Consider the following 26,003-nt stretch of genomic DNA (forward strand, 5'->3'; position numbering starts at 1 on the left):
AGTTGTGTTTTATATGAGTTTTAAGATTAAAATGTTATTCAATTTATGAGATTCCTGCCTTCGCAGGAATGACAAAATTATTCATTAAAAGTTTGCAATTGCCTTAAAATAATACTCCTAGCTTTTTCATTTAAAGCCTTTGTGTCTTCAACCGTTAAGTGTTCAGTCGCTAAAAATTTATGGACTTTAACACGCATTTTTCCCGGACCTCCGCTAAAGAAAATATACGAAAAGCGTTTTTTATTGTCGGCAAATGTTAATGGCACAACCGGTATTTTATGGTTAATGGCCAACCGGAAAGCACCATCTTTAAAATCATCTAATTCAATATGTTCCTCGGGTACGCCACCTTCAGGAAAAATACAAATACTCACACCGGTTTTCAATCGGCGTTGCGCTCTTAAAAAAACGGCTTGTCTGCTTTTAGCTGAGTTTCTATCAACTAAAATACAGGTGCGTTTATAGAAAAATCCGAAAAGCGGAATTTTAGCCAGCTCCTTTTTTCCAACAAAAACAAACGGGTTTTTAACCGAAACCAACATTAGCATAATATCGGTCATCGATGTGTGGTTGGCAACAAACATGTAGCTTTTGCCTTTTTCCGGTGTTTGTTCGCGCTCAATTTGCGGCCTAAAGCCCATGCCAATTAAAATAAATCGAGCCCAAAAACGCGCTAATTTAAAAAAGAACGGATACCAAGATTCTTTTAAAATAGATATTAAAAGAATTGGAAACATGATAAGTATGGGTAAGGCAACAAGTATATAAAACCAAATGCGGTACAATACCCAAAAAATATATTTAAAAATGCTCATGGAGCCCAAAAATACGTAATTGTATTGAGCAATTCTATTAAAAAAATTACCTTTGTCCGAAGAATAAAATCTGAGTTTTAATTTAAAAAGATTTCCACTTTCGTGGAAATGAAAACATGGCAAGAATACTTACAGGCATACAAAGTACCGGAACACCACATTTAGGAAACATTTTAGGCGCTATTATGCCTGCAATAAATATGGCAAACAAGCCCGAAAACGATTCGTATTTGTTTATAGCAAACATGCATACTTTAACACAGATTAAAGAGGCCGAAACCTTACGCTATAATACGTATTCGGTTGCTGCTACGTGGCTGGCTTTTGGGTTAGATTATGAAAAAACGGTGTTTTACAGACAAAGTGATATCCCGCAAGTAACCGAATTATCATGGTATTTAAGCTGCTTTTTTCCGTACCAACGTTTAACCTTAGCGCATAGTTTTAAAGATAAAGCCGATAGGTTAGAGGATGTAAATTCTGGACTATTTTACTACCCTATGCTCATGGCGGCCGATATTTTGTTGTACGATGCAGACATAGTTCCCGTTGGGAAAGACCAATTACAACATATTGAAATGACACGCGATGTAGCATCGCGTTTTCATACTAAAATGGGCGAGACTTTTGTATTGCCAGAAGGTAAAATACAAGAAAATACGATGCTTATTCCGGGAACAGATGGTGAGAAAATGAGCAAGAGTAGAAACAACATCATCAATATATTTTTAGATGATAAAAAGCTCCGCAAGCAAATCATGTCTATTGAAACCGACAGCACACCACTTGAAGATCCAAAAGATTGGAGTACCTGCAATTGCTTTGCGCTTTATAATTTATTAGCAAATGATGCTCAAATTGAAACCATGAAAGCCAATTACGAAAACGGTAATTATGGTTACGGGCATGCCAAACAAGCCTTATTTGAATTGATTGTTAACAAATTTGCCACACAACGCGAACGCTACAACTATTACATGAATAACCTCGAAGAAGTTGATAAGGCTTTGGCTATTGGTGCTGAAAAAGCGAAAGTAGTTGCCGATGAAGTTTTGAATCGAGTTAGGGAAAAAGTTGGGTATTAACCTTTGCAAAACAACACAAGCTTTTTTAATTTGAAGTTGTTGACTAATTTTTTCGTTTTTTGAAAAACCTATGTTGAAACCTATTCGGCATACTTTAATATTTACTTCTTTTAAAGATGCACCAAAAAACAAAAGACATTCAAAACCGATATGATGGTTTCCTTGAAACACGGTGTTTGTGGAAAAAACATGAGGTTTTCGATTTGCAGCAGTTTGAAATCAATTCCCAACCAACAAAAATCGATATTGATATTGACGAAAAATTACGTCTGGGAAAATATATAGAACGTTTGGTGGCTTTCGAATTGCAGCAAAACCAATCAATTTCCATTCTGTCTGAAAACATTCAAATTCAAGATCAAAAAACAACTTTGGGCGAATTGGATTGTTTGCTTTTAAAGGATGAAAAACCCATTCATTTAGAAATAATATATAAATTTTATCTTTATGATGATACCATTGGAAGCTCTGAAATCGAACATGTTGTTGGCCCCAATAAAAAAGATGCTTTAGTTGAAAAATTAATTAAGCTAAGCCAGAAACAATTACCGTTACTAAACTCCAAACACAGCAAAAAATATCTAAAAACCTTAAATTTAGATGTTACTGAAATTGAACAACAGGTTTATTTTAAGGCACAATTATTTATTCCTTTTCAAAAAGACATCTCGTTAAAAACCTTAAATCAAGATTGTATTTCGGGTTTTTATATTTACAAAACGCAAATGCAGCAATTTTCCGATTGTAAATTTTATATACCTAAAAAAATAGATTGGACTATTACACCACATACGTCTATAAATTGGTTGCCTTTTGAATCATTCACAAAAACAGTAAAACCCTTTTTGGAGCGTCAATTTTCGCCGCTTTGTTGGATAAAATTCCCCAACGGCACATTAAATAAATTCTTTTTGGTATGGTGGTAGTAATGGCTGTTATATCACTTCAAACAATTTCCCGGGTAGCGGCCTTATTACACCTTTAAGCTCCATGGTCAACAAAATACTCGCGACTTTAAATATAGGCATCTCGCAATTAATGGCGATCACATCAAGTAGTTGTTTATCGTTTGCTTTTAGATAATTATAAATGATTTTTTCGGTTGCGTCCAACTCAACAAATAACTGTTTTTGTACGGTTGGTTTGGTTATTGAGCCTGTCGAAATATCGTCTAATTGCCAATTCAACATATAAGGCACATCCAATGGGTTGGAAAGCAGGTGCGCTTTTTGGTGCTTAATTAAATTATTACAACCCACACTTTGCGAGTCTGTTGTTCGCCCCGGAACCGCAAATACATCGCGGTTATACGAATTTGCAATATCGGCAGTAACCAAGCTTCCGCCTTTTTCGGCAGACTCAATAACAATGGTAGCTTCGCTTATGCCGGCAATAATTCTGTTGCGCTTTAAAAAATTGTTTTTGTTAAAGGTGTCGCTGCTCCAAAAATCGGTAAAAAACCCACCGTTTTTTTCAACTTCAACCATATATTTTTTATGTATTTTAGGATAAATGGTATGCAACCCATGCGCCAAACAACCAATGGTTTGCAAGTTGTGTTTTAATGCCGATTTATGCGCGGTAATATCGGTGCCGTAAGCAAAGCCCGAAACAATAATAGGGTTATAAGGCAGGAGCGTTTCAACCAAATGTTCACAAAAGGCGATGCCGTTTGTTGTGATTTTTCGTGCGCCAACAATGCTAATAATTCGTTGTTCTTTTAAATTTATGCTCCCCGATTGAAACAATAAAATAGGGCCATCAATACAGTGTTTTAGTTTTTCGGGATAGCTGTCGCCTTTAAAATATAAAACCTTGAGCTGGTTTTCTTTTATAAATTGTATTTCTTTTTCAGCTTCTTTTAAATGATGTGTTTTAAACAAATCACCTAGAACAACACTACCAATACCATCAATTTTTAACAGATTATGCTTTTTTTCTTTTAAAACCGCTTCGGCAGAACCACAATGTCCAATGAGTCTTTTGGCCGTTATATCACCAATATTAGGCACATGTTGCAAGGCTAAAGTGTAAAGTAAATCGTTTTCTGTCATGGTAAACATTTGGTTTTAAAGCTACAATAAAAGAATTTTTCGACTGTTAATAAATACTTCACCTTAAATTTTATCTAAAAGCATATTTTTTTAACTTTGTTTTTATGCAACTAGAAACCTACATAAGCGATTTACTTTATAGATATGAGTGCGTTACCATTCCGGAATTCGGATCTTTTTTAACGCAGCGCGTATCGGCAACAATTAACGATTCAACAAATACGTTTTATCCGCCAAAAAAAGCGGTGTCTTTTAACGAGCAAATTCAACAAAACGATGGCTTGTTGGCGCACTATATTGCCGATGTGGAAAAAATCCCATTTGAAACCGCCACAAAAAAAATTGCGAAACGTGTTAAAATACTCAAGTCGTATTTAACACAGGGCGAAACGCTTACGTTTAGTAATATTGGCGAAGTGGTGTTTAATGATGAAGGTAAAATTTTATTTGAACCAACATACAACCTCAATTATTTAACCGATTCGTTTGGATTGTCTCAATTCGTTTCACCTTCGGTAACCCGCGAAGTTTATAAAAAAGAAGTGGAGCAAATTGAAAAGGTAATTCCGCTTACCGTTACACCCGAAAAACGTGCTTCGACAGGCTCAGTAACCGCAAAAAGACCGTATTTAAAATATGCAGCCGTAGCCTTAGTTGCCTTAACGCTTGGTGGGTTTGTCGCTTCAAATTTTTACGTAAATCAAATTGAAACGCACAACCAATTGGCGCAAGAAGAAGCGACAAAACAATTGGACACCAAAATACAACAAGCGACTTTTAGTTTAAATCCGTTGCCTGCCATTACATTAAATGTAACCAAACAAACGGGCAATTACCATATTGTTGCCGGGGCTTTTAGAGTTGAAGAAAACTGCAATAAAATTATAGCCCAACTTAAAAAAGAAGGCTTTAACGCCAGAAAAATTGGTGTAAACAAATACGGATTGCACGAAGTGGTTTACGCGAGTTACGAAACAGGTAAAGAGGCTCTTAAAGCCATTCGTGACATTAGAAAAACACACAACAAAAATGCGTGGTTGCTAGTTAAAAAACTAGATTAATATCTAAAACAATTCAAGGCTTTTTTACTTCTTTAATATTTAAAAGCACAGTACCTTTGCAGCATTGTTAAAACAAAAGTGATGCAAGCAAAAACACCCGAGCAATCAAAAACAACCATGACCGACATGGTTTTACCTGGTGAAACCAATCCGCTAAACAATTTATTTGGTGGCGAACTGCTCGCGCGCATGGATCGTGCCGCAAGTATTGCCGCCCGTCGCCACAGTAGGCGCATTGTGGTTACCGCGTCGGTTAACCACGTAGCGTTCAATAAAGCGGTGCCTCTGGGCAGTGTGGTTACGGTTGAAGCCAAAGTGTCCCGCGCCTTTAAAACCTCCATGGAAGTGTTTATTGATGTTTGGATTGAAGATCGTGAATCGGGCGAAAAATCTAAAGCCAACGAAGCCATTTATACCTTTGTTGCCGTAGATGATACGGGCAGGCCCACTTCGGTCCCGGAAGTGCATCCTCAAACCGATTTGGAAAAAGAACGATTTGATGCCGCATTGCGCCGCAAGCAATTAAGTCTCCTGTTGGCGGGTAAAATAACACCAAATAAAGCCACCGAACTCAAGGCCTTGTTCGAATAAATAATCTCGAATTAAATGTTTTTGGGCGTTCCCTTCGCTTATACCTTCAAGGTTGGATGCTGAAACAAACCTGATAACTATCCGGACGCACATGAAACCTCGAAGGGTCGCTTCGGTCGGGCTTTCCGCTATATCTTTTTAAATCGTCATTGCGAGGACGAAGGACATGGCAATCTGCCAAATTTTAGTTTCCTCAATCTTTGTTGTGTTCAAGTTTAAAAAGGATGCCGCATCAATCCCTAACGCGCTAGTTTGCTAGCCTGTGAGTTTCAATTGGAAGTTATTTTGTTTTTGCAGAGGATTGTTTAGCGGTTATGCATTATTGTAGTACGTTTTATTCCCAATGCTCAAAAAATTTAGTTGGATTTGTTATATATAAATGTGCTTTTGAAATTTTTTACAAAATCAAAATGACTTATAATTCAAATAGCTTTTATTATAAAAATAAATTAAACTGGGTTTTTAAACTCTCGGCATCCAAACCAACCGATTTTTGCAATTCATCAACACTGCCGTGTTCAATAAATACATCAGGAATTCCCAGTGTTTTAATCGAATTATTATAGTGGTTTGCAGCGGCGAACTCTAATATAGCAGAGCCAAACCCACCTATAACCGAAGCGTCTTCAATGGTTAAAATGGTTTTATACGATTTAAAAATGGCGTGCAATAAATCCGTGTCCAAAGGTTTTACAAAACGCATATCGTAATGCGAAACAGCCTCTTTGTTATCGCATAAAGCTATGGCATCGCTTACATTTTGTGCCATGTTTCCAATACTTAAAACAGCCAGTTTATGGCCTTTTTTAAGTTGCGTACCTTTCCCGATTTCAATGCTTTTAAAAGGTTGTTTCCAATCCATGGTCACCCCACGACCCCGCGGATAACGAATGGCAATAGGTTGCCCCAAACCTAGTTGTGCGGTGTACATGATGTTGCGTAATTCAACTTCATTTCTCGGCGCAAAAATAATGAGGTTTGGTATGCATCTTAAATACGATAAATCGAAAACCCCGTGATGCGTTGCCCCGTCTTCGCCCACTAAACCAGCGCGATCCAAACAAAAAATTACGGGTAGTTTTTGTAAGGCCACATCGTGGATAATTTGGTCGTAAGCACGCTGTAAAAACGTGGAGTAAATATTGCAAAACGGGATTAAACCTTGAGTTGCCATACCAGCGGCAAGGGTAACGGCGTGTTGTTCGGCAATACCGACATCAAAAGCGCGATTGGGCATTTTATCCATCATATATTTCAACGAACTTCCCGTGGGCATCGCCGGTGTTATGCCCACAATATTTTTATTTTTTTCGGCAAGTTCCACAATGGTATGCCCAAAAACATCTTGGTATTTTGGTGGCTGCTGGCTAGTACCAGATTTCGCAATGAGTTCGCCTGTTATAGCATCAAACTTTCCTGGGGCATGGTATTTTACCTGGTCTTCTTCGGCCTGTTTTAAGCCTTTCCCTTTAGTAGTAATAACGTGCAGAAACTTGGGGCCTTTTACCGTTTTTAGCCGTTTTAATTCTGTGATAACAGCATCGATATCATGGCCGTTTATCGGTCCGGAATAATCAAAATTTAAAGCTTCAAAAATATTGTCTTGTTTTTGGGTGCCTTTTTTTACATTGGTTAAATACATTTTTAAAGCGCCAACACTTGGGTCGATACCAATGGCGTTATCATTTAAAATAACCAATAGATTTGCATCGGTAACACCGGCATGGTTTAAGCCTTCAAAAGCCATTCCGCTAGCAATACTGGCATCGCCAATAACGGCAATATGGTGTTTGTCTTCGCCTTTTAACTGCGATGCAATGGCCATACCCAAGGCCGCCGAAATGGATGTTGAGGCATGCCCAACACCAAAGGTGTCGTATGCACTTTCATCGCGTTTTGGAAAACCGCTTATACCTCCAAATTGGCGATTGGAATCAAATACATCTTTTCTGCCGGTTAAAATTTTATGGCCGTAGGCTTGATGGCCCACATCCCAAATAAGTTGATCTTCGGGCGTATTAAAAACATAATGCAAAGCAATGGTAAGCTCTACAACGCCTAAACTTGCGCCCAAATGCCCTTGTTTGGTAGCGACGATATTGATGATAAACGCGCGTAATTCTTGAGCAAGTTGCTCTAAGTCTTTTTGTTTTAAAAGACGGAGTTCTTTGGGAGAGTTTATGGAATTTAAAAAGCTGTTCATTGCGTTACAAATGTAGTATATGAAAATGATACCATTATCATTTGAAATCGTATTTTTGCTTTTATGCTACAACCATTTGACGATACTTATTTTATGAAAAGAGCCCTCCAAGAAGCTGAGGCTGCTTTTGATAAAGGTGAAATTCCTGTGGGTGCTATTATTGTAATTGACAATAAAATTATTGCCCGCGGACATAATTTAACCGAAACCCTAACCGATGTAACGGCGCATGCCGAAATGCAGGCCATTACCGCTGCGGCTAATTTTTTAGGCGGGAAATATTTACAGCAATGCACCTTGTATGTTACCTTGGAACCTTGCCAAATGTGTGCAGGCGCTTTGTATTGGAGTCAGATTTCCAATATTGTTTACGGCGCTCGGGATAAGGAACGCGGTTGTATTAATTTAAAAACCAAATTGCATCCAAAAACAACGATTAAAGGTGGGGTTTTGGCGGATGAAGCTTCGGAGCTTTTGAAACGTTTTTTTATTGAAAAACGGAATTTGAACTAATTACTTTAGCTATTCTTTTCTGTTTTCTGTTGGTTTTTGCGGACAATAAACGACTGCTAACTGATGAAGGACTACCGCGGACTGACTCCGCGTTAGGGATTGATGCGGCATCCTTTTTAAAGGCACAAAAGAATTGATTTTGGATAAGCACTGAAATTTAACAGATTGCCACACTTCGACTGCGCTCAGTGCAGGCTATCTTCGTCCTCGCAATGACGCTTTAAAAAGATATAGCGGAAAGCCCGACCCCTTTCGGGTAACGCCCAAATTATTTGCGTTTATCGCCTTCGCGCTCGCGCATTTTATCAAGATTTTCTTTGGTGAGCATGTAATCTTGAATTTTTTTGTCTTTCCAACGGTAATATGAAAACAAGGGGAATACGATTAAAAACAGGGTAACTACACCAAAGCCAATTAGCTGTTGCGAATAGGCGGTTTCTAAAAGAAAGCCACTCGTTATTAATCCTATTGATACGACTAAAAAGAAAATGATGATATACTTCATTAGGTTGTGCTGTTAATTAGTTCGCGCCTGTATGCTGTGAGTAATTTAGATTTCGATACAAAACCATAGTAGCATCCGTTTTTAATTACCGGTAAATTCCATGCGCCTGAATCCTGAAATTTTTTCATTACAGTTTGCATATTATCTTTTTCATATACGATGTAATCGGGCGGGTAGTGCATAAAGGTTTCAACGGTAGTGGTGGTATACAAACTTTGGTCGAACATAATATCCCTAATATTGTCTAAAAGTATAATGCCCACCAATCGTTTGTGTTCATCTACAACCGGAAACAGATTTCTGCTGGATTTTGCTACGCCTTTGTGTAGCATAACGCCCAAGGTCATATTTGGGTTTAGCTCCACAAAGTTTTGTTCAATTACATGGTCTAACTTCATTAAAGTCAAAACGTTTTTATCCTTATCATGAGTTAGCAAGTCGCCTCGTTCTGCCAATTCTCGGGTGTAAATGGTGTGTTCCATGTAGTTTTTGGTAATCATATACGAAATGGCAACCGTAATCATTAACGGAATAAACAACTCGTAACCATCCGTGATTTCAGCTATTAAAAAAATGGCCGTTAAGGGCGCGTGAATTACACCGGCAATAAGTCCTGCCATGCCTACCAAAGTAAAGTTGGATTCGGACACTTGATAGCCCATGCCAATATTATTAATAACTTTTGCCACAACGTTGCCCAAAGCACTTCCCATAACCATGGTTGGTACAATAACACCTCCAACACCACCTGCTGCAAATGTGGTAGTCATTGCAATAACTTTAAATAGGGTAAAGCCTATTAGCAATACTATAACGACCCATATATTGTCTAAATATTCATCGAAAAAAGTTGAGCCCAAAGCGTGCAGATGGTTGCCGTCAAAAAGATCTTTAGTAAAACTTAAACCCTCACCGTAAAGAGGCGGAATAAAATACAGCATGATACCAATAATTATTCCGCCAATAACCAACCTTACCAATCGCGATTTAAACTGATCGAAAAAGTTGTAAACGGCAAAGTAAATTTTGGTGAAATATAAAGAGGCTATTCCTGTTCCGATACCCAATGCAATATAGAAAAGAGTATCATTAATGGTGAATTTATCGGTGAGGTCGAAATTAAAAAGTACTTCATCACCCAAAAAGAAATAAGACGTTAGTACAGACGATATGGATGCAATTAATAATGGCAATAACGAGGTAAAGGTTAAATTTAGACTAAACACTTCAACAGCAAAAACGATGGCTGCAATAGGCGATTTAAACATAGAGGCCATAGCTCCGGCCGTGGCGCAAGCAATTAGCAATGTGCGAGTTTTTCGGTCTATGTGAAGCAGTCTACTTAGGTTGGAACTTATTGCAGAACCAGATGTTATGGCAGGTCCCAACAACCCAACCGAACCACCAAAACCAACGGTTAGGGGCGCCATTATTAAAGGGTGGTATATTAGTTTGTACGACAGTAATCCTTTTTGTCTTAATAGCGAATAAAGCAACGAGGGAATAGCTCTTTTAACAAAAGTAGGTGTCGCGGGTTTCATTACTTTTTTAAAAAAATAATGTTTAATGATATAGACTAAAAGCAGACCGACAATAGGCAAAATAAAATAGAGCTGATTCTCTGAGGAAATGATGCCTTTTTCTAAAAGCGCTTGAATGGCATACGTTATGTTTTTTAGTATTACCGCTGCTAAACCAGCCAATAAACCCACAATGATGCTTAGAATGAATACGAAATTTTTTGGAGATATATATTTATATCTCCAAACATGTATACGCTTTAATAAAGAGGGTATTGGCATTTTATAAAACTACTAAAAAATCCTGCAATGAGCAGGATTTTAATTCTTATGATTTTAAATTAAGTTTTAAGCTTAATTCTTCAAGTTGTTCATCGTCGATTGGTGCAGGCGCATCAATCATAACATCGCGTCCCGAGTTGTTTTTTGGGAAGGCAATAAAATCACGAATGGTTTCTTGTCCGCCTAAAATAGCTACCAATCGGTCTAAACCAAAAGCTAGTCCGCCGTGTGGTGGCGCACCATATTCAAAAGCATCCATTAAAAACCCAAATTGTGCTTTGGCTTCTTCTTCGGAAAACCCTAAATGTTTCAACATAATGGCTTGGGTTGTTTTATCGTGAATACGAATGGAGCCGCCACCAATTTCATTTCCGTTTAAAACCAAATCGTAAGCATTGGCTTTTACTTCGCCTGGTTTGGAATCCAATAATTCTATTTGTCCGGGTTTTGGCGATGTAAACGGATGGTGCATCGCATGGTAATGCCCTGTTTCTTCGTCTAATTCCAATAAGGGAAAATCAATCACCCAAAGCGGTGCGAAAACTTTAGGGTCTCTTAAATCCAAACGTTCGGCCAATTCCATGCGCAGCGCGCTTAATTGGGCGCGTACTTTGTTTGTTTCGCCGGAAAGCACACAAATTAAATCGCCCGCTTTTGCTCCAGTCGCCTCTGCCCATATTGCTAAATCGTCTTGGGAGTAAAATTTATCGACTGAAGATTTATAAGTCCCATCGTCGTTACAACGGCAGTAAACCATACCCAAAGCGCCAACTTGCGGACGCCTTACCCAATCAATTAATTTATCTATTTCTTTTCTTGTATAACTGTTTCCTCCGGGAACGGCGATACCAACAACCAATTCGGCCGTATTAAAAACACTAAAATCTTTATGTTGTGCAACGCCGTTTAACTCGCCAAATTCCATTCCGAAACGGATATCAGGCTTATCGTTTCCGTATAAACGCATCGCATCATCGTAAAGCAGTCGCGGGAATTTATCAACTTCAACACCATTAATTTCTTTTAATAAATGACGTGTTAAGCCTTCAAAAGCATTCAAAATATCTTCCTGCTCGATAAACGCCATTTCACAATCTATTTGTGTGAATTCAGGCTGTCTATCGGCACGTAAATCTTCATCCCTAAAACATTTTACAATCTGAAAATATTTGTCCATGCCGCCAACCATTAGCAATTGCTTAAAAGTTTGAGGCGATTGTGGCAATGCGTAAAACTCACCTTCGTTCATTCGGCTTGGCACCACAAAATCACGAGCACCTTCTGGCGTTGACTTTATTAAATAAGGCGTTTCAACTTCTATAAAACCTTCTTTTGAAAGATAATTACGAACCTCTTGCGTTACTTTGGCTCTAAAAATCAAATTGTCTTTTACAGGGTTACGGCGAATATCGAGATAACGATATTTCATTCGTAAATCTTCGCCGCCATCGGTTTTGTCTTCAATAGTAAACGGCGGTAATTTGGATTCGTTTAAAATATGCAATTCGGATACTAAAACCTCAATATCGCCCGTAGGCATTTTAGGGTTTTTCGAAGCGCGTTCTATAACGGTTCCTTTAACCTGAATAACAAACTCGCGACCTAAATTTTGAGCTTGTTCCAGAAGTTCTCTCGATGTACGTTCCTCATCAAAAACCAATTGCGTAATGCCGTAGCGGTCGCGTAAATCGACCCAAACAATAAATCCTTTGTCTCGAGATTTTTGTACCCAACCTGCAAGGGTGACTTCTGTATTTATATGCGAGGCGTTTAATTCGCCACAATTATGACTTCTGTACATGGTAGTGAAATTGATGTGCAAATTTAGGAAGATATTGCTTTTTAGTATAGCGTTTTTGGTAAATATTTCAGTCAGTTTGATTTTAGGTTTTTGTTAAAAAATTTATTAAAATAATAAGTTAATGATATTTTTTTTAATGTTTTTATGGGATTTTCGCATTTTATTTGGATATTTAGCGGAACTAATTTAAAAACTGAAATTATGAGCAAATTATTAAATCTTAAATTGATTTTGATTTTAATGCTGTCAGGGGCATTTAATTATTCTGAATCACAAGAAGTTTCTGGTACCGTTACTGATGATGCATCACAGCCGTTACCAGGAGTTTCCGTAATTGTAAAAGGGTCTTCAACAGGTACAACAACCGATTTTGATGGCAATTATTCCATTAGCGCTAATAATGGAGACACCCTTATTTTTTCTTATGTTGGCTTTGAAACCCAAGAGATTGTAGTAACAGGAAGCACGTTAAATGTTTCCATGCACGCTGGTGTTGCCTTAGATGAGGTTGTTCTTTTAGGTAACAGAGCAAAACCTAGAACCATTTTAGATTCACCTGTTCCTATTGATAACATTGGAGTAGAAGAATTAACAAGTGGTGGACAGCCAACCATTGAAGCGATGCTAACGTTTAAAGTACCATCGTTTAATGCACAAAATCAAGCTATTTCTGATGCAACAGCACATTATGATCCGGCGGATTTACGTGGGTTGGGTCCAAGTAGAACCTTAGTTTTAATAAATGGCAAACGAAAAAACCAAAGTGCCCAAGTATTTTTAAATAGAACACCCGGAAAAGGAGAGGTGGGCATAGATTTAAAAAGTATTCCAACGGCGGCCATTGAGCGTGTGGAAATCTTACGCGATGGTGCATCCGCCCAATATGGATCTGATGCTATTGCTGGCGTAATTAACATGGTGTTAAAAAAAGATGCACAGTTTTCTACATTTACGGCCAAAACTGGGGTGACTTCAGAAGGTGACGGATTTAACTTTGCGACAGACTTCAATACAACACTTGGGTTTGGAGAAGGCGGTTTTATAAACTTAACTTTGGGTTATTACAATCAAGAATTAACCAATAGAGCCGGAACCCCGGGGGTTGCCGATTTGCCCGGTGATGCAAGGCCAAACGAGATTGCATGGGCTCAAAACACTCCGGATTTAGGAATGCACGTAGGCCAACCAGATTTGGAGAAAGGCGATGTTTTTGTAAATATGTCACATCCCGTTGGAGAGCATTCCGAGTTCTATTCATTCCATGGATATACCTTACGCACAGGGCGCAGTTTTGCGTATTATAGAGCACCTTATTGGAGACGCGATGTTGCAGATGCAGGCTTTATTACCGCACCCGAAGATTTTCAGGGATATCAACCTTCCTTTGAAGCAAGAATAAAAGACCATTTAAACGTAGCAGGTTTAGATATGGATTTAGGGAACGATTGGCGTGCTGATGCCAGTATAACTTTTGGGAAGAACAGTGTAGATTATACGGTTAACAATTCGGTAAACAGAGATTATTTGGCCGATAATGGCACATCGCCAAGGACGTTTAAACCAGGTGGTTATAGCTTGAGTAATGTGATTGGGAATTTAGATTTCTCAAAAGTTTTTTCCGATATGGTTAGTGGGTCTTTTGGTTTGGAATATAAGAAAGAAAAGTTTGAAGCTAGAGAAGGCAATCCGTTATCGTATTACGGGGCTGGTTCCGATTCTTTTGCGGGTGTTAAACCGGAAGAAGCTGGCGAATGGGATAGAAATAACTTCGCAGCATATATAGGATTGGATTTTGATGTGTCTGACGCTTTATTGTTGGGTATTGCAGGTCGTTACGAAGATTTCTCCGATTTTGGGGATAACTTCTCATGGAAAATATTTGGCCGTCAAAAACTGGGCGACAAAGGGGCTTTAAGAGCATCCTATAGTACCGGGTTCAGAGCGCCTACATTGCACCAACGTCACTTAACAAATAGCCAGTATATTATTGTTGCGAGTTCACCAGAACCACTATTACAAGGTACTTTGGCAAATAATAATCCAGCTGTTGAGGCTTTAGGCGTTCCTAATTTATTTGCGGAAACATCTAAAAATTTAGCTGCAGGTATTACTTATAAGTTCGATAGAAACTTTTCAGCATCTTTAGATTTTTACAGTATAAAAGTAGATGACCGGGTGTTGTTTTCTTCTCAGATTGGTTCAGATTCAGACGATACAACAACAAATCCAGTTGAACAAATTCTTGAAGATAACGGTGTTGTTGCCGTTCAGTTCTTTATAAACGCCGGAGACACCAAAACTACGGGTGCCGATTTTATTATCAACTACAGAAACATGGATTTAGGATCGGGTAAATTACATGCTAATTTAGCGGCAAATTTCAATAAAACAACTATTGATGCCATTAATACGCCAGATGCTTTAGCGCAAAACGGATACGATATTTTTGCCCGAATAGAAAAGGGTTTAATTACAAGTGCAAGACCAAAATCAAAATTTATTTTAGGTTTGGACTACGAGTCTGAAAAAGTAGATATTGGGCTTTACAACACTTTGTTTGGAAAGGTTACCATAACCTCTCCAAATGGGCCGGCAAACGATCAAGCTTTATCGTCTAAATTGGCAACAGACTTAAGTGTAAGCTATAATTTTACCGATAAGCTGAGTATTACCGGCATTATTAATAATATTTTTGACGTGTACCCAGATGTAACTTTAGCCTCTACAGGAACGGCACAGGCGGGAAGTAGATTTGTTTACTCATCAGAAGTGCAGCAACTTGGACAATTGGGAACAAACTATAGCGTAGGATTAAACTACAGGTTTTAATATTAATTAAAATCTAAATTTAAAATACCTTAAAAACCCAGAGTGCGAACTCTGGGTTTTTTTATTAAGCATGGTGCTGCAAATTAATCTATTCAAAGGCGCGTGATTGTTGTTGGTCGAAAAATGTTTTTAGATGAAATTAAATGCCTAATTTTATTGAAAATTTAAATCGATTTGTAATGCAGCTAACCAAGATTAAAATTAGAATCATTCTATTATTTGTGATGATTGGGTCATCAACTTTAATAGCCCAACAACGTACGGGAAATATTGTTGAATACTTTGGAAAAGAAAAAGTAAACGACATAAAAGAAGGCAAGCTTTTGCACGTTTTTAAAACGGGATTAGCTTTAAAAATTCAGAATTTTAGGTTTAACTCATCCTCATTTCCTAAAGATCAGGTTTTTAGTCGGTTTTTAATGCAGCCCAATTACGAGCCTGAAAACGATGATGTTTTTGATATTGATTTTACAGGCAAGCAGTTAATGTGGAAAACCATTGCAACAGACACTACAAATAGTTTTAACGACAGTAATTTAAGGTCTAGTTATGTGTATTTAAGCTATCAATCCGATACCGAAAAAACGGTGCTTTTTGAAGCCTCGGGGCATTCGCTCGTTTTAATTAACGGATTGCCTCACGAGGGCGATCATTATGATTTCGGATGGAATTTAATTCCGTTAAAATTAAAAAAAGGACTAAATAAATTCGTGTTGAAAGTAGGGCGATTCCCAAGAATCAGAGCCCGATTGATTGACCCTCAAACGCCAGTTCAATTTACCACCCGAGATGTGACCTTGCCCGACCTTTTGGTTGAAGAAGACAAAACCTATTTGGGCGCTATCAGAATAATAAATACTTCTGATAATTGGGTTGAAAACCATACGATTACTTCTGAGATTAACGGTGTATCGCTATCGCATCAAATCCCAAACATGCCACCTTTAAGCGTTCAAAAAGTACCTTTTAAAATAGCTTCCGTTTCAGATGGAAATCAATTGGGAAAAGCCGATTTAAAATTAAGTTTGAATGCAAAAAACGGCGCATTAGTAAACACGAATACCATTCAAATTGAAATAAAATCTAAGCATACCCACCATAAACGCACCCTTAAAAGCAATGTGGATGGCAGCATTCAATATTACAGCGTCGCGCCGTCTAGCAATAAAAATTTAGAAAACGGCGCCTTGTTTTTATCGGTACACGGGGCTTCGGTTGAGGCTGTAAACCAAGCCAATGCTTATGCGAAAAAAGATTGGGGCAACTTAATTGCGCCAACCAATCGTCGTCCTTTTGGTTTTGCGTGGGAAGATTGGGGGCGTTTAGATGCGCTCGAGGTTTTAGCAGATGCGAAAACTATTTACATACCCAACAGCAAAAAAATATATTTAACGGGGCACTCTATGGGCGGTCACGGCACCTGGTATTTGGGCGCCACTTACCCTGATCATTTTGCGGCCATCGCGCCTTGTGCCGGATATCCGGATTTGCTTTTGTACAGAGGCGGATTTACAAGTAGAATGTTAAATATGACCGAAGCGCAATTGGAACGGTTTGGGATTAGTCCAAAAATATTGGAGCGTCTCACTGCAGAACACGTACCAACGGCTATGGAAAACATAATTCACAGAGCGGGAACACCTAGCAGAACCTTACAACTTATTCGCAATTATTTGCATCACGGTGTATATGTTTTGCACGGCGAAATTGATAATGTGGTGCCAACCGCTATTGCGCGCGATATGCGCGAACGTTTGGGTAAATTCCATCCGGATTTCACCTATTACGAATATCCAGATGGAACACATTGGTATGGTAACCATAGTGTGGATTGGGAACCTATTTTCGATTTTTTCAAACAACGCAGCATCAAAGAAGCCACCGATATAAAAAAATATGAATTTTTCACAGGTTCGCCGGGGGTTTCTGCCACTTCTCATTTTATAACCATTCATCAGCAAGACCAACCTTTTGTAACCAGCTCTTTTAAGTTTTCAAAAGAAGATGGCTATAAATTACATACCGATAATGTGGCGGTTATTGAAGTTGATTTTTCAGCTTTAAACGATGCCGCAACCAATATTGAAATTGATGGGAATTCAATAAAAATCCAAAACGATAAAAGCGTATTTTTTAAGATGGTGAATGGTGCGTGGCAAATTACCCAAGCACCGAGTTTAAAAGAAAAAGGCCCACATAGAAACGGCGGTTTTAAAGATGCTTTTAGAAATAACGTGGTGTTTGTTTACGCTACAAATGGCACGCCCACAGAAAACGAATGGTATTACAACAGGGCGCGTTTTGATGCCGAAACGTTTTGGTATCGTGCCAACGGACATATTGAAATGGTAAAGGATGTCGATTTTTCTTTAAAGAAATATGCCGATAGAAATGTTGTGATTTACGGAAACGCCGATAATAACACGGCGTGGAACAAACTTTTAAAAGATTGCCCAATTCAGGTGAAAGATTACGGTGTGAATTTTAATGGCAAGTTATTATTTGGCAACCAATGGGGCATGTATTTTATTGTGCCCAGGAAAGACAGCGATATAGCCAGTGTTGGTGTGGTTACCGCAACGGGCAGCAAAGGCATGAAAGCCGCCTATATGAACCACTATTTGGTTAACGGTACCACATTTCCCGATGTTTTGCTTTTTGATGATGAGGTATTGCTAAACGGTATGCCGGCCGTAAAGAGTGCAGGTTTCTTTGGAAACGATTGGTCGGTTGAAACCGGAGATTTTGAATGGCGTTAATCCAATGCAATTGATAAGATACTGCTTTTAAAAAATAAAAAAACTCCAGAGTTTCCGATAAGAAATTCTGGAGTTCTGTTATTAATTGAATTAGTCGTCAATTAAAATTAATCTTCTATTCGGTTTTCATTATTAATCACTTCTTGTGGTATAAGGTCTTCATTCGTAAAAACCCTATCTTTATACAACCACATTTTAAGTTTTGTAACTAAATAGAATAAAATAGGAACAACAATTAATGTTAAAAACGTAGCGATCAATAAGCCGTAAATAACGGTTTTGGCCAATGGTCCCCAGAAAATCACATTATCACCACCAATATAAATGTCAGCATCAAAGTCGCTAAATAATGTAAAGAAGTTTATGTTTAAGCCCGTTGCCAACGGAATCAATCCTAAAATGGTTGTGATGGCCGTAAGTAAAACGGGGCGTAAACGTGCTTTACCACCTTTTACGATAACTTCGATAAGTTCGTTTTTATCTAGATATTGATCGTCTTCCAATCCCTGTTCAAATTTCTTTCGGTCTATTAAAAGTTGGGTGTAATCGAGCAGTACAACACCATTGTTTACCACAATACCGGCGAGCGAAATGATACCCATCATGGTCATCATTATTACAAATGAAGCGCCCGTGATAACGATGCCTCCAAAAACACCAATGAGGCTTAAAAATATGGCGAGCATTATAATTCCGGGTTTTGAAATCGAATTAAATTGGAATATTAAAATGAAAAATATAAGTCCTAAGCCAGTAAGAAACGCTCCGTTTAAAAAGTCTTGTTGTTTTTCTTGTTCTTCAATTTGTCCGGTATAATCGATTTTTACGTCATCTGGTTTTTCAGTAAAACTTTTCATCTCGTTTTGAATTTGAGCTACAATAGCCCCAGCATCTACATAGCCCGGTGCCAACGCAGAGTAAAGTGTTACCACACGGTTAATATCTCTATGTTTTATGGCACTGTAGCCTGAGCTGTTGCTGTGATTAGCGATAGCAGAAACGGGAATTTCCTTTATTTGGCCGGATGCCATATCCCTAAAGGTTATTTTTTGATTAAAAATGGCGCTGGTGTTATACCTGTTTTCTTTATTAAAGCGCACGTAAATATCGTAGTCTTCACCATCCTTTTTATAGATACCCGCTTTAGAGCCAAAAATGGAGTTACGCAATTGCTGCCCAACTTGTCCGGCATTAACGCCCAATTCACCCGCTTTTTTTCTGTCCACAATAACCTGCATGGTGGGTTTGGATTTATTGACATCAATTTTTAACTCGTCGATTCCCTGAATGTTTTTCGTGTTGATAAAATCGCGCATTTTTTCAGCGGTTGTGATCAGTTTAGAATAATCGTCACCTTTAAGTTCTAAATTTATAGGATAACCGGCAGGAGGGCCAGCAACATCCTTTTCTACCGAAATGGCAACACCGGGATAAATGCCTTTTAAATCTTCTTGCACTTTTTTAAGAAGCTCGTTACTATCTGCACCTCTTCTAAATTTATATTCGCGCATAGTGGCAGTAATTTTACCACGATGGGGCATTTCGGCCGCAGAACCGCCATCAGTCATAGGGTTTCCTGCGCCTTCGCCCACTTGAGATACGGCACTTTCAGTTAAGAAATTGTAACCGTTATCCATATAAGCTTCGTCATTTATAATCTTATAAACGCGCTCTTCGATATCTTTGGTTATGGCATTCGTCTTTTTAATGTCGGTGCCTTCGGGATATTCAATATAAACAATAATTTGATTGGGCGTATTATCCGGAAAAAACTCAACTTTGGTACGTTTACTTCCAATAGAAGCACCAAAGCCTATAAACGCCACAAAAAGCAATACTACAGTTGCAACGGTTATTAAAATTGGCTTTTTATCGCTTAAAGCATAACGCAGCGATTTCTCATAAATACGCTCCCATTTTGGCAATGTGTTATTTTGAAATTTGTTGGCCCATCTTCTTAAAAATAACCTGTAAATCCAAAGCATTAAAACGGTTATCAACATTAATGTGCCCAGGCCTCTATAACTTCCGCCAACCAAAACAACCAAAAGCCCGATAACACCAAATATTATTGAAATTTTAACGATTTGTTGTAAGGGCATATTCTTGTCTTCTGTAGTCATAAATTGCGAAACCATTACCGAGTTAAAGAAAATGGCAACAAATAGCGATGAGCCTAATACCACTGACAGTGTAACCGGGAAATAAATCATAAATTCACCCATTACCCCGGGCCACAAGCCTAAAGGAATAAATGCCGCCACGGTAGTAGCTGTAGAAATAATTATAGGAAAAGCGATTTCGCCAATGCCTTTTTTAGCGGCCTCAATTCTCGGCATACCTTCAGACATTAATCGGTACACGTTTTCCACAACCACAATACCGTTATCAACCAACATACCGAGTCCCATGATAAGCCCAAAAAGAATCATGGTGTTCATGGTATAGCCTAACATGTTTAAAATCATGAGCGACATAAACATGGACATGGGAATGGCAAACCCGACAAACAATGCGTTTTTAAAACCTAAAAAGAACATTAAAACGGTAACAACGAGAATGATACCAAATATGATATTATTAACCAAATCGTCTACTTGACCAATGGTTTTTGATGATTGATCGTTTGAAATGGACACTTTTAAATCTGGTGGAAAAACATTTTCTATGGCCTCTTTTACCATAAGGTCTATTTGTTCGGCAGCAGCCACCATGTTTTTTCCGGCGCGTTTTTTTACATCGAGCATCACAACAGGGTTGCCAAATTCTCGGGCATAGGTGGTTTTATCTTCGTCTTTGAAGGTAACGATTGCCACATCTTTTAAATAGATGGGGTTATTGTTCTCCGACTTAACAACAAAATCCTCCAATTGGTTTGGGTTGCTTATTTCGCCTATAATCCTAATGGTACGGCGCTGTCCGCTGGATATTAAATTACCAGCCGACATGGTCATGTTTTCTCTGCTGATGGTATTGATAATATCGTCAAAACTGACTTGGGCAGCCATCATTTTATAAATATCAACAGCTACTTCAACTTCTTTGTCTTGAGCGCCACGAATATCGACCTGCTTTATTTCCTGCAGGCTTTCAATTTCATCTTCAAGATATTCGCCGTATTCTTTTAATTTGTCTACAGGATAATCTCCCGAAATGTTGATGTTTAAAATGGGGATTTCTTCAGACATGCTCAAATCGAACACATTGGGTTCAACCTTGGCATTATTGAATGTTGGCCAATCTTCACCTGATTTTTCAGAGTCGACCTCGTCTTTTACTTTTTGCTTTGCAGCTTCAACCGAAATGTTTTCATCAAACTCAACTATCACAATAGAGTAATCTTCTTGCGATGTTGAGGTTATTTCAACCACATTGCTTACCGTTTTTAGGCGGTCTTCAATCGGGTCGGTGATAAGTTTTTCAATATCTTCGGCAGTGTTTCCGGGGTAAATGGAACTGATGTAGATTTTAGTTTCTTTAACTTCAGGAAAGCTTTCCCGAGGCATTTTAAAATAGGCACCGGCACCCAAAATTAAAATGAGCAAAATTAAAACATACATGGTAGTTTTGTTGTTAATTGCCCATGATGACAACCCGAACTCCTTATCTGTTTTATTGTTTTTTGTGTTTTTAGTCATGATTGATAGTTTTTTACCCTGAGCGCAGTCGAAGGTTATTATGCGTTAAACAACTTAGCGTTTTTAAACATTAGTAGTAGCTACTAACTTATTGAAGTGTTAGAATTTTTACTTCTTGCCCGTCTTTAACGCTTCGTGCACCTTCGTTAACAATTTCACTGCCATCGTTTATGCCCGAAAGAATTTCAATAACATCGCCTTGGGTTTTGCCGGTTTCAATAAAAACACGTTCGGCAACACCTTCGTTATTACCGTTTTTATTATTTACCACGTAAATGTATTGCTCGCCATTGGCATTTTCTGAAATAATACTTAGCGGAATTAATAAAGCGTTCTCGTTAGTATAATCGTTAATTTTAAGTTTGGCTGTTAAATTGGGTTTTATGCTTTTGTCTTTATTTGGCACTGCCACTTCTATTTTAAATGTTCGGTTTGCAGGATTAATAAAGTTTCCCGCTTGTCTTATTTTGGCATCAATGGATTTACCTAAAACGGGGAATTCTACTTTTACATTTTTGTTTACGGTAACATTGGTAATATAGCTTTCTGGCACATCGGTTTCAATATACATATCGTCAAGATTTACAATACGCATAAGTGGTGTTTGGCCGGCGCCAACAACGCTGCCTTGGTCTGTTATAACATCGTCAATAGTTCCCGAAAATGGTGCTCTCACAACGGTTTTGGCCAATTGTTGCTTGATTTGATTCACGGCTTTAGCCTGAGCTTCGTAATTGGATTTTGCTTGTAGATATTGAATTTCGCTACCAATTTTTTGATTCCATAAACGCTCTTGACGCTCAAAGGTTGTTTTGGATAAAGCGGTTTGAATTTCGGCCTGGGCCAATTGTTGGTTCAAGCCGCCATCATCAATTTTAGCCAATGTTTGTCCTTTGTTAACCGATTGGCCTTCTTTTACATAAACTTTGGTAAGGATGCCGCTGTATTCGGGATATAACACTAAAAGCTTTTTGGTGTTAACACTGCCCTGTAATTCCAAATAATGCGTAAATACCTCGTGTTTGGCTTTAAAGGTTGTAATTAAAGGCACTTTTTTTGTGGTGTCCAATACCGCAATTTTATCGTCCAATTGTTTTAATTGTGAGGCTATTTGTTGTTGTTGGGCAACAATTTCGGCACGTTTTAAACGCATTGTTTCTAAGTTCCCCGATTCGATGGCTTTTTCAACAGATTGCTTTTTACCTTCTCCGCAAGAGGTTATAAGAAGCGTAACGATGAGTAATGAATAGATATATTTCATGGTTTAGTGTTTTTTTTGATTGATTGTTATATTTGATTTAATGCTGTTTCAAGCGCTGCTTTTTTATTGATGACATCGAGCATGGCTTGTAAAAATTCCTGTTGTGCCGAGTATAGTTGGGTTTGGGCTTGTCTCAGTTCGAAACTGGAGGCAATACCCTCAAAAAACTTGGTTTGGTTTTTTTGTTCGATACGTTCGGCGAGGTTTAAATTTTGTTTTTTATTATCGTAATCTTCAATCGCAAATTGGTAATCGCTTTTTGCCGATGCGATTTGAAGCTTTATTTTTTGTTCGGTTTCGGTAAGCGTTTCCTTGGCTTTTTCAAGGTTTATTTTAGCGCGTTGTGTTGCGGCACTTCTTCCTCCCGAACTAAAAATAGGAATGTTCATGCTTACGCCCAATAATGATGAGCCAAACCACTTTTGGTCGCTCTTTAAAAAATCAAAATCCTGATTGTTGCCCGAATAGCCCGCATTAACAAATCCCCTTAAAGTGGGCAGCGCTTTACTTTGCTCTAATTTAACAAGCAGTTCTTTTGCTCTTTCATCGTTTTTGGAAATTTTATAATCAATGGTGTTTTCAATATTTTCTTCAGCGTTAAGCAATTCCAGAACAATGTTTTGTGCTGTTAGGGTTTGTAAATTATCGGTGAGTATGGTGTTGGCATTTAATTCGGTTCCCAACGTTATATTCAGCATTTGATAAGCTAGGGTTTTTAATCGAGAGGTATTGTTTAACTGGCTTTCTATACCGGAAAGTGTGATTTGCAGTTGTTCGACACTTTCTTCGTCGCCCAATCCGTTTTCGTATATTTTTGTGGTTTCGTTGAGGTTTTTCTTTAAAACGGAAATATTGCGTTCTAAAATATTTACACTTTCTTCGGCAAGAAGTACGTTTCCGTAAGCATTAATAACGGCTTTTCTAACTTCCAAATCGGTTTTTTTCTTAGCGTTTTTCGAGATTTCCAAAAACACTTTAGCCGATTGCAGTCCAACTAAATAAGAACCGTCAAAAATTAATTGTTCTAAAATCACGGTGCCATTCATGGTTTGTTTTGTACCAAAAGCAACCTCGGCAAATTCGCCTACGTTACCGCCAAAAAACTCTGCAGGAATTAAAGATACCTGCTGTTTAAGCCAACTGTTATAATCTATATTGGCACTTATTTGCGGCAACCCAATGGTGGTGGTTTCCCATTTTTGTTTTTTTGCAGCTTCAATATCCAGGGCTGCGATTTTAGAGGTTCTGTTGTTTTCTATGGCATAATCTATAGCTTCTTGTAAAGAAAAACTAAGTGCATTCTCCTGCGAAAACAGGGTGATAGAACAGCATAAACTAAAAATAATTATAAGTTTGCTTTTCATTTTGATGATTGATTTGTTGTTGTTAATTGGTTTAATATTTCGAGTCCTTTTGGTGTGCAAATGCCCCGTAAGTGGTATTCTAAATAGTTGTTCATGAGCATATCCATTGAAAATGTTTTAAGCGGAAACAAATCCTTGTCTTTAATGGCTACCATGGTATTAAAATACAATCTTGCTATAAAATCAACATGAATGGTGTCTCTGTATAAACCTTGATTTATGCCTTTGTTTAAATTGCTAACAACACAGGTTTGCATAATTTCAAACTGTTTGTTTTTTAGCGCATTAAATATTTTTGGATAGTATTTTTGCAACTGGTATTGTGGAGACGATTTTTCATCTTTTAAATGCTCCATAACAAACTTTTTAATACTGTAAATTTCTTCTATCGGGTTTTTGTCCAACGAGCAAATATGGTCAATGCCACAAGAAATAGAATGAAATAAGTCAAGGGTAGTGGCCTCAACCAGTTTTGTTTTGTTTTGAAAATGCTGATAAATGGTTTTTTTAGACACGCCCAAAGCATTGGCGATATCGTCCATGGTCACGCTTTTAAACCCGTAGTTTAAAAACAAATCCGTTGCGCCTAGTAATATTTTTTCTCTCATAATAGGTGGCAAAACTACAATAGGAAACTTTAAAAACCAAAAAAGTTTCCAAAGTTTTAATATTTTTTTAACATATCCTTTACACGCAAATTTTTAATTATGATGAATTACGCTATTTTTGCGCGATGCATCTTATAGAAAAATACAGAACAGAGTTTGTTGGGTTTTTAGATAATTACTCAACGGTAAAAGAACCTCAAACATTATACAATCCCATTAAGTATATCCTCAATTTAGGAGGCAAAAGGTTGCGTCCGGTTTTAACCTTAATGACTGCCGATATTTTTAGCAACGATTATAAAAAAGCATTGCCCGCGGCTTTAAGTATTGAGGTGTTCCATAATTTTTCTTTGGTGCACGACGATATTATGGACGATGCGCCCTTGCGCCGCGGACAAAAAACAGTACACGAAAAGTGGGATGTAAATACGGGCATCCTCTCGGGCGATGCCATGTTAATTATGGCGTACCAACTCTTTGAAAACTATGAAGCCAATATTTTTCAAGCTTTGGCAAAATTGTTCAGTAAAACGGCTTTAGAAGTTTGCGAAGGCCAGCAGTACGATATCGATTTTGAAACTAGGGACGATGTAACCGTTGCAGCCTATTTAAAAATGATTGAATATAAAACCGCTGTTTTGGTTGGTGCTGCCATGAAAATGGGCGCTATTGTTTCAAACGCTTCCGCGGAAGATCAGAATAACATTTACGAGTTTGGTAAAAATTTGGGTATCGCATTTCAATTGCAAGACGACTATTTAGATGCTTTTGGCAATCCGGAAACTTTTGGCAAACAGGTTGGTGGCGATATTATTGAAAACAAAAAAACCTATTTATACATAAAAGCGCTTGAATTTTCAAACGAAACCCAGAGGGCGGAATTACAAAAACTATTTTCCAATAATTTTGATGCACCCGAAAATAAAGTAGCACTTGTAAAGGAAATTTTTAAATCGACAGGTTCCGCCGAAGCCACGAAAAAAGCTATTGAAGCGTATACGAAAAAAGCCTTTCTGGTTTTGGAGGCTTTACATATTTCTGATGATAAAAAGGTGCTTTTAAAAAACTTTGGAACGAGCTTAATGAACAGAGATGTATAAATAATTAATTTTTT

General features: G+C 38.0%; 18 protein-coding genes. 8 read left to right on the plus strand and 10 right to left on the minus strand.

The window, feature by feature from the left end; genetic code table 11:
• Positions 1–77 precede the first annotated feature (77 nt).
• Positions 78–815: a lysophospholipid acyltransferase family protein gene (locus ACN5J7_RS01310; protein ID WP_418602356.1), complete on the minus strand. Its 738-nt coding sequence runs from the start codon at positions 813–815 to the stop codon at positions 78–80.
• A gap of 116 nt (positions 816–931) precedes the next feature.
• Between ACN5J7_RS01310 and trpS the strand changes: the two genes are divergently transcribed.
• Together trpS and ACN5J7_RS01320 are read left to right on the plus strand one after the other, a co-directional pair.
• Positions 932–1,900 carry a tryptophan--tRNA ligase gene (gene trpS, locus ACN5J7_RS01315; protein ID WP_418602357.1) on the plus strand — a complete coding sequence of 323 codons (969 nt, stop codon included), beginning with the start codon at positions 932–934 and terminating at the stop codon, positions 1,898–1,900.
• Positions 1,901–2,016: 116 nt separating this feature from the next.
• Positions 2,017–2,826, plus strand: a complete 810-nt coding sequence (locus ACN5J7_RS01320; RefSeq protein WP_418602358.1) for a DUF1853 family protein — start codon at positions 2,017–2,019, stop codon at positions 2,824–2,826.
• A 9-nt stretch (positions 2,827–2,835) separates the two neighbouring features.
• On the opposite strand, the gene dprA is transcribed toward ACN5J7_RS01320, so the two are convergent.
• Entirely contained in the window at positions 2,836–3,954 is a 1,119-nt protein-coding gene (dprA, locus tag ACN5J7_RS01325; protein WP_418602359.1) for a DNA-processing protein DprA, read from the minus strand.
• A gap of 104 nt (positions 3,955–4,058) precedes the next feature.
• On the opposite strand from dprA, the gene ACN5J7_RS01330 reads away from it, so the two are divergent.
• Both ACN5J7_RS01330 and ACN5J7_RS01335 read left to right on the plus strand, forming a co-directional pair.
• Entirely contained in the window at positions 4,059–5,015 is a 957-nt protein-coding gene (locus ACN5J7_RS01330; RefSeq protein ID WP_311936992.1) for an SPOR domain-containing protein, read from the plus strand.
• Positions 5,016–5,096: 81 nt separating this feature from the next.
• The gene (locus ACN5J7_RS01335; protein ID WP_311936995.1) at positions 5,097–5,606 is read left to right on the plus strand and encodes an acyl-CoA thioesterase; all 510 of its coding nucleotides are present in this window, start codon (positions 5,097–5,099) and stop codon (positions 5,604–5,606) included.
• Positions 5,607–6,042: 436 nt separating this feature from the next.
• On the opposite strand, the gene dxs is transcribed toward ACN5J7_RS01335, so the two are convergent.
• Complete coding sequence (gene dxs / locus ACN5J7_RS01340; protein WP_418602360.1) at positions 6,043–7,809, minus strand: 1-deoxy-D-xylulose-5-phosphate synthase; 1,767 nt, start codon at positions 7,807–7,809, stop codon at positions 6,043–6,045.
• 63 nt (positions 7,810–7,872) lie between these two features.
• On the opposite strand from dxs, the gene ACN5J7_RS01345 reads away from it, so the two are divergent.
• Positions 7,873–8,322: a nucleoside deaminase gene (locus ACN5J7_RS01345; RefSeq protein WP_418602361.1), complete on the plus strand. Its 450-nt coding sequence runs from the start codon at positions 7,873–7,875 to the stop codon at positions 8,320–8,322.
• A 268-nt stretch (positions 8,323–8,590) separates the two neighbouring features.
• On the opposite strand, the gene ACN5J7_RS01350 is transcribed toward ACN5J7_RS01345, so the two are convergent.
• Genes ACN5J7_RS01350 through aspS form a run of 3 tightly spaced genes read right to left on the minus strand, consistent with a single transcriptional unit; the run spans position 8,591 to position 12,430 of the window.
• A complete protein-coding gene (locus tag ACN5J7_RS01350) occupies positions 8,591–8,827 on the minus strand; it encodes a hypothetical protein (protein ID WP_311937006.1) in 237 nt (78 codons plus the stop codon).
• Positions 8,827–10,629 (minus strand): chloride channel protein, encoded by a 1,803-nt coding sequence (locus ACN5J7_RS01355; RefSeq protein WP_311937009.1) that lies wholly within the window; start codon positions 10,627–10,629, stop codon positions 8,827–8,829. Before ACN5J7_RS01355 ends, ACN5J7_RS01350 begins: the two co-directional genes overlap by 1 nt.
• A 46-nt stretch (positions 10,630–10,675) precedes the next feature.
• Positions 10,676–12,430, minus strand: coding sequence for an aspartate--tRNA ligase (gene aspS / locus ACN5J7_RS01360; RefSeq protein ID WP_418602362.1), 1,755 nt, complete (start codon positions 12,428–12,430; stop codon positions 10,676–10,678).
• A 201-nt stretch (positions 12,431–12,631) separates the two neighbouring features.
• On the opposite strand from aspS, the gene ACN5J7_RS01365 reads away from it, so the two are divergent.
• Entirely contained in the window at positions 12,632–15,259 is a 2,628-nt protein-coding gene (locus tag ACN5J7_RS01365; RefSeq protein WP_418602363.1) for a TonB-dependent receptor, read from the plus strand.
• A 179-nt stretch (positions 15,260–15,438) separates the two neighbouring features.
• On the plus strand, positions 15,439–18,018 hold the full coding sequence (locus tag ACN5J7_RS01370; protein WP_418602364.1) for a prolyl oligopeptidase family serine peptidase: 2,580 nt from the start codon (positions 15,439–15,441) through the stop codon (positions 18,016–18,018).
• A gap of 107 nt (positions 18,019–18,125) precedes the next feature.
• Here ACN5J7_RS01370 and ACN5J7_RS01375 read toward each other — a convergent pair whose 3' ends face one another.
• The 4 genes from ACN5J7_RS01375 to ACN5J7_RS01390 all read right to left on the minus strand — a co-directional run bounded on the left by ACN5J7_RS01375 (position 18,126) and on the right by ACN5J7_RS01390 (position 24,889).
• Complete coding sequence (locus ACN5J7_RS01375) at positions 18,126–21,656, minus strand: efflux RND transporter permease subunit (protein WP_418602365.1); 3,531 nt, start codon at positions 21,654–21,656, stop codon at positions 18,126–18,128.
• 88 nt (positions 21,657–21,744) lie between these two features.
• On the minus strand, positions 21,745–22,917 hold the full coding sequence (locus ACN5J7_RS01380; protein ID WP_418602366.1) for an efflux RND transporter periplasmic adaptor subunit: 1,173 nt from the start codon (positions 22,915–22,917) through the stop codon (positions 21,745–21,747).
• Between the two features lie 26 nt (positions 22,918–22,943).
• On the minus strand, positions 22,944–24,281 hold the full coding sequence (locus ACN5J7_RS01385) for a TolC family protein (protein ID WP_418602367.1): 1,338 nt from the start codon (positions 24,279–24,281) through the stop codon (positions 22,944–22,946).
• Positions 24,278–24,889 carry a TetR/AcrR family transcriptional regulator gene (locus tag ACN5J7_RS01390; RefSeq protein WP_418602368.1) on the minus strand — a complete coding sequence of 204 codons (612 nt, stop codon included), beginning with the start codon at positions 24,887–24,889 and terminating at the stop codon, positions 24,278–24,280. Before ACN5J7_RS01390 ends, ACN5J7_RS01385 begins: the two co-directional genes overlap by 4 nt.
• A 125-nt stretch (positions 24,890–25,014) precedes the next feature.
• Here ACN5J7_RS01390 and ACN5J7_RS01395 point away from each other — a divergent pair, with 125 nt between their 5' ends.
• Entirely contained in the window at positions 25,015–25,989 is a 975-nt protein-coding gene (locus ACN5J7_RS01395; RefSeq protein WP_418602369.1) for a polyprenyl synthetase family protein, read from the plus strand.
• The last annotated feature ends 14 nt before the right edge of the window (positions 25,990–26,003 follow it).

It is taken from the genome of Hwangdonia sp. (genome assembly GCF_048381975.1).
Taxonomy (GTDB): Bacteria; Bacteroidota; Bacteroidia; order Flavobacteriales; family Flavobacteriaceae; genus Hwangdonia; species Hwangdonia seohaensis.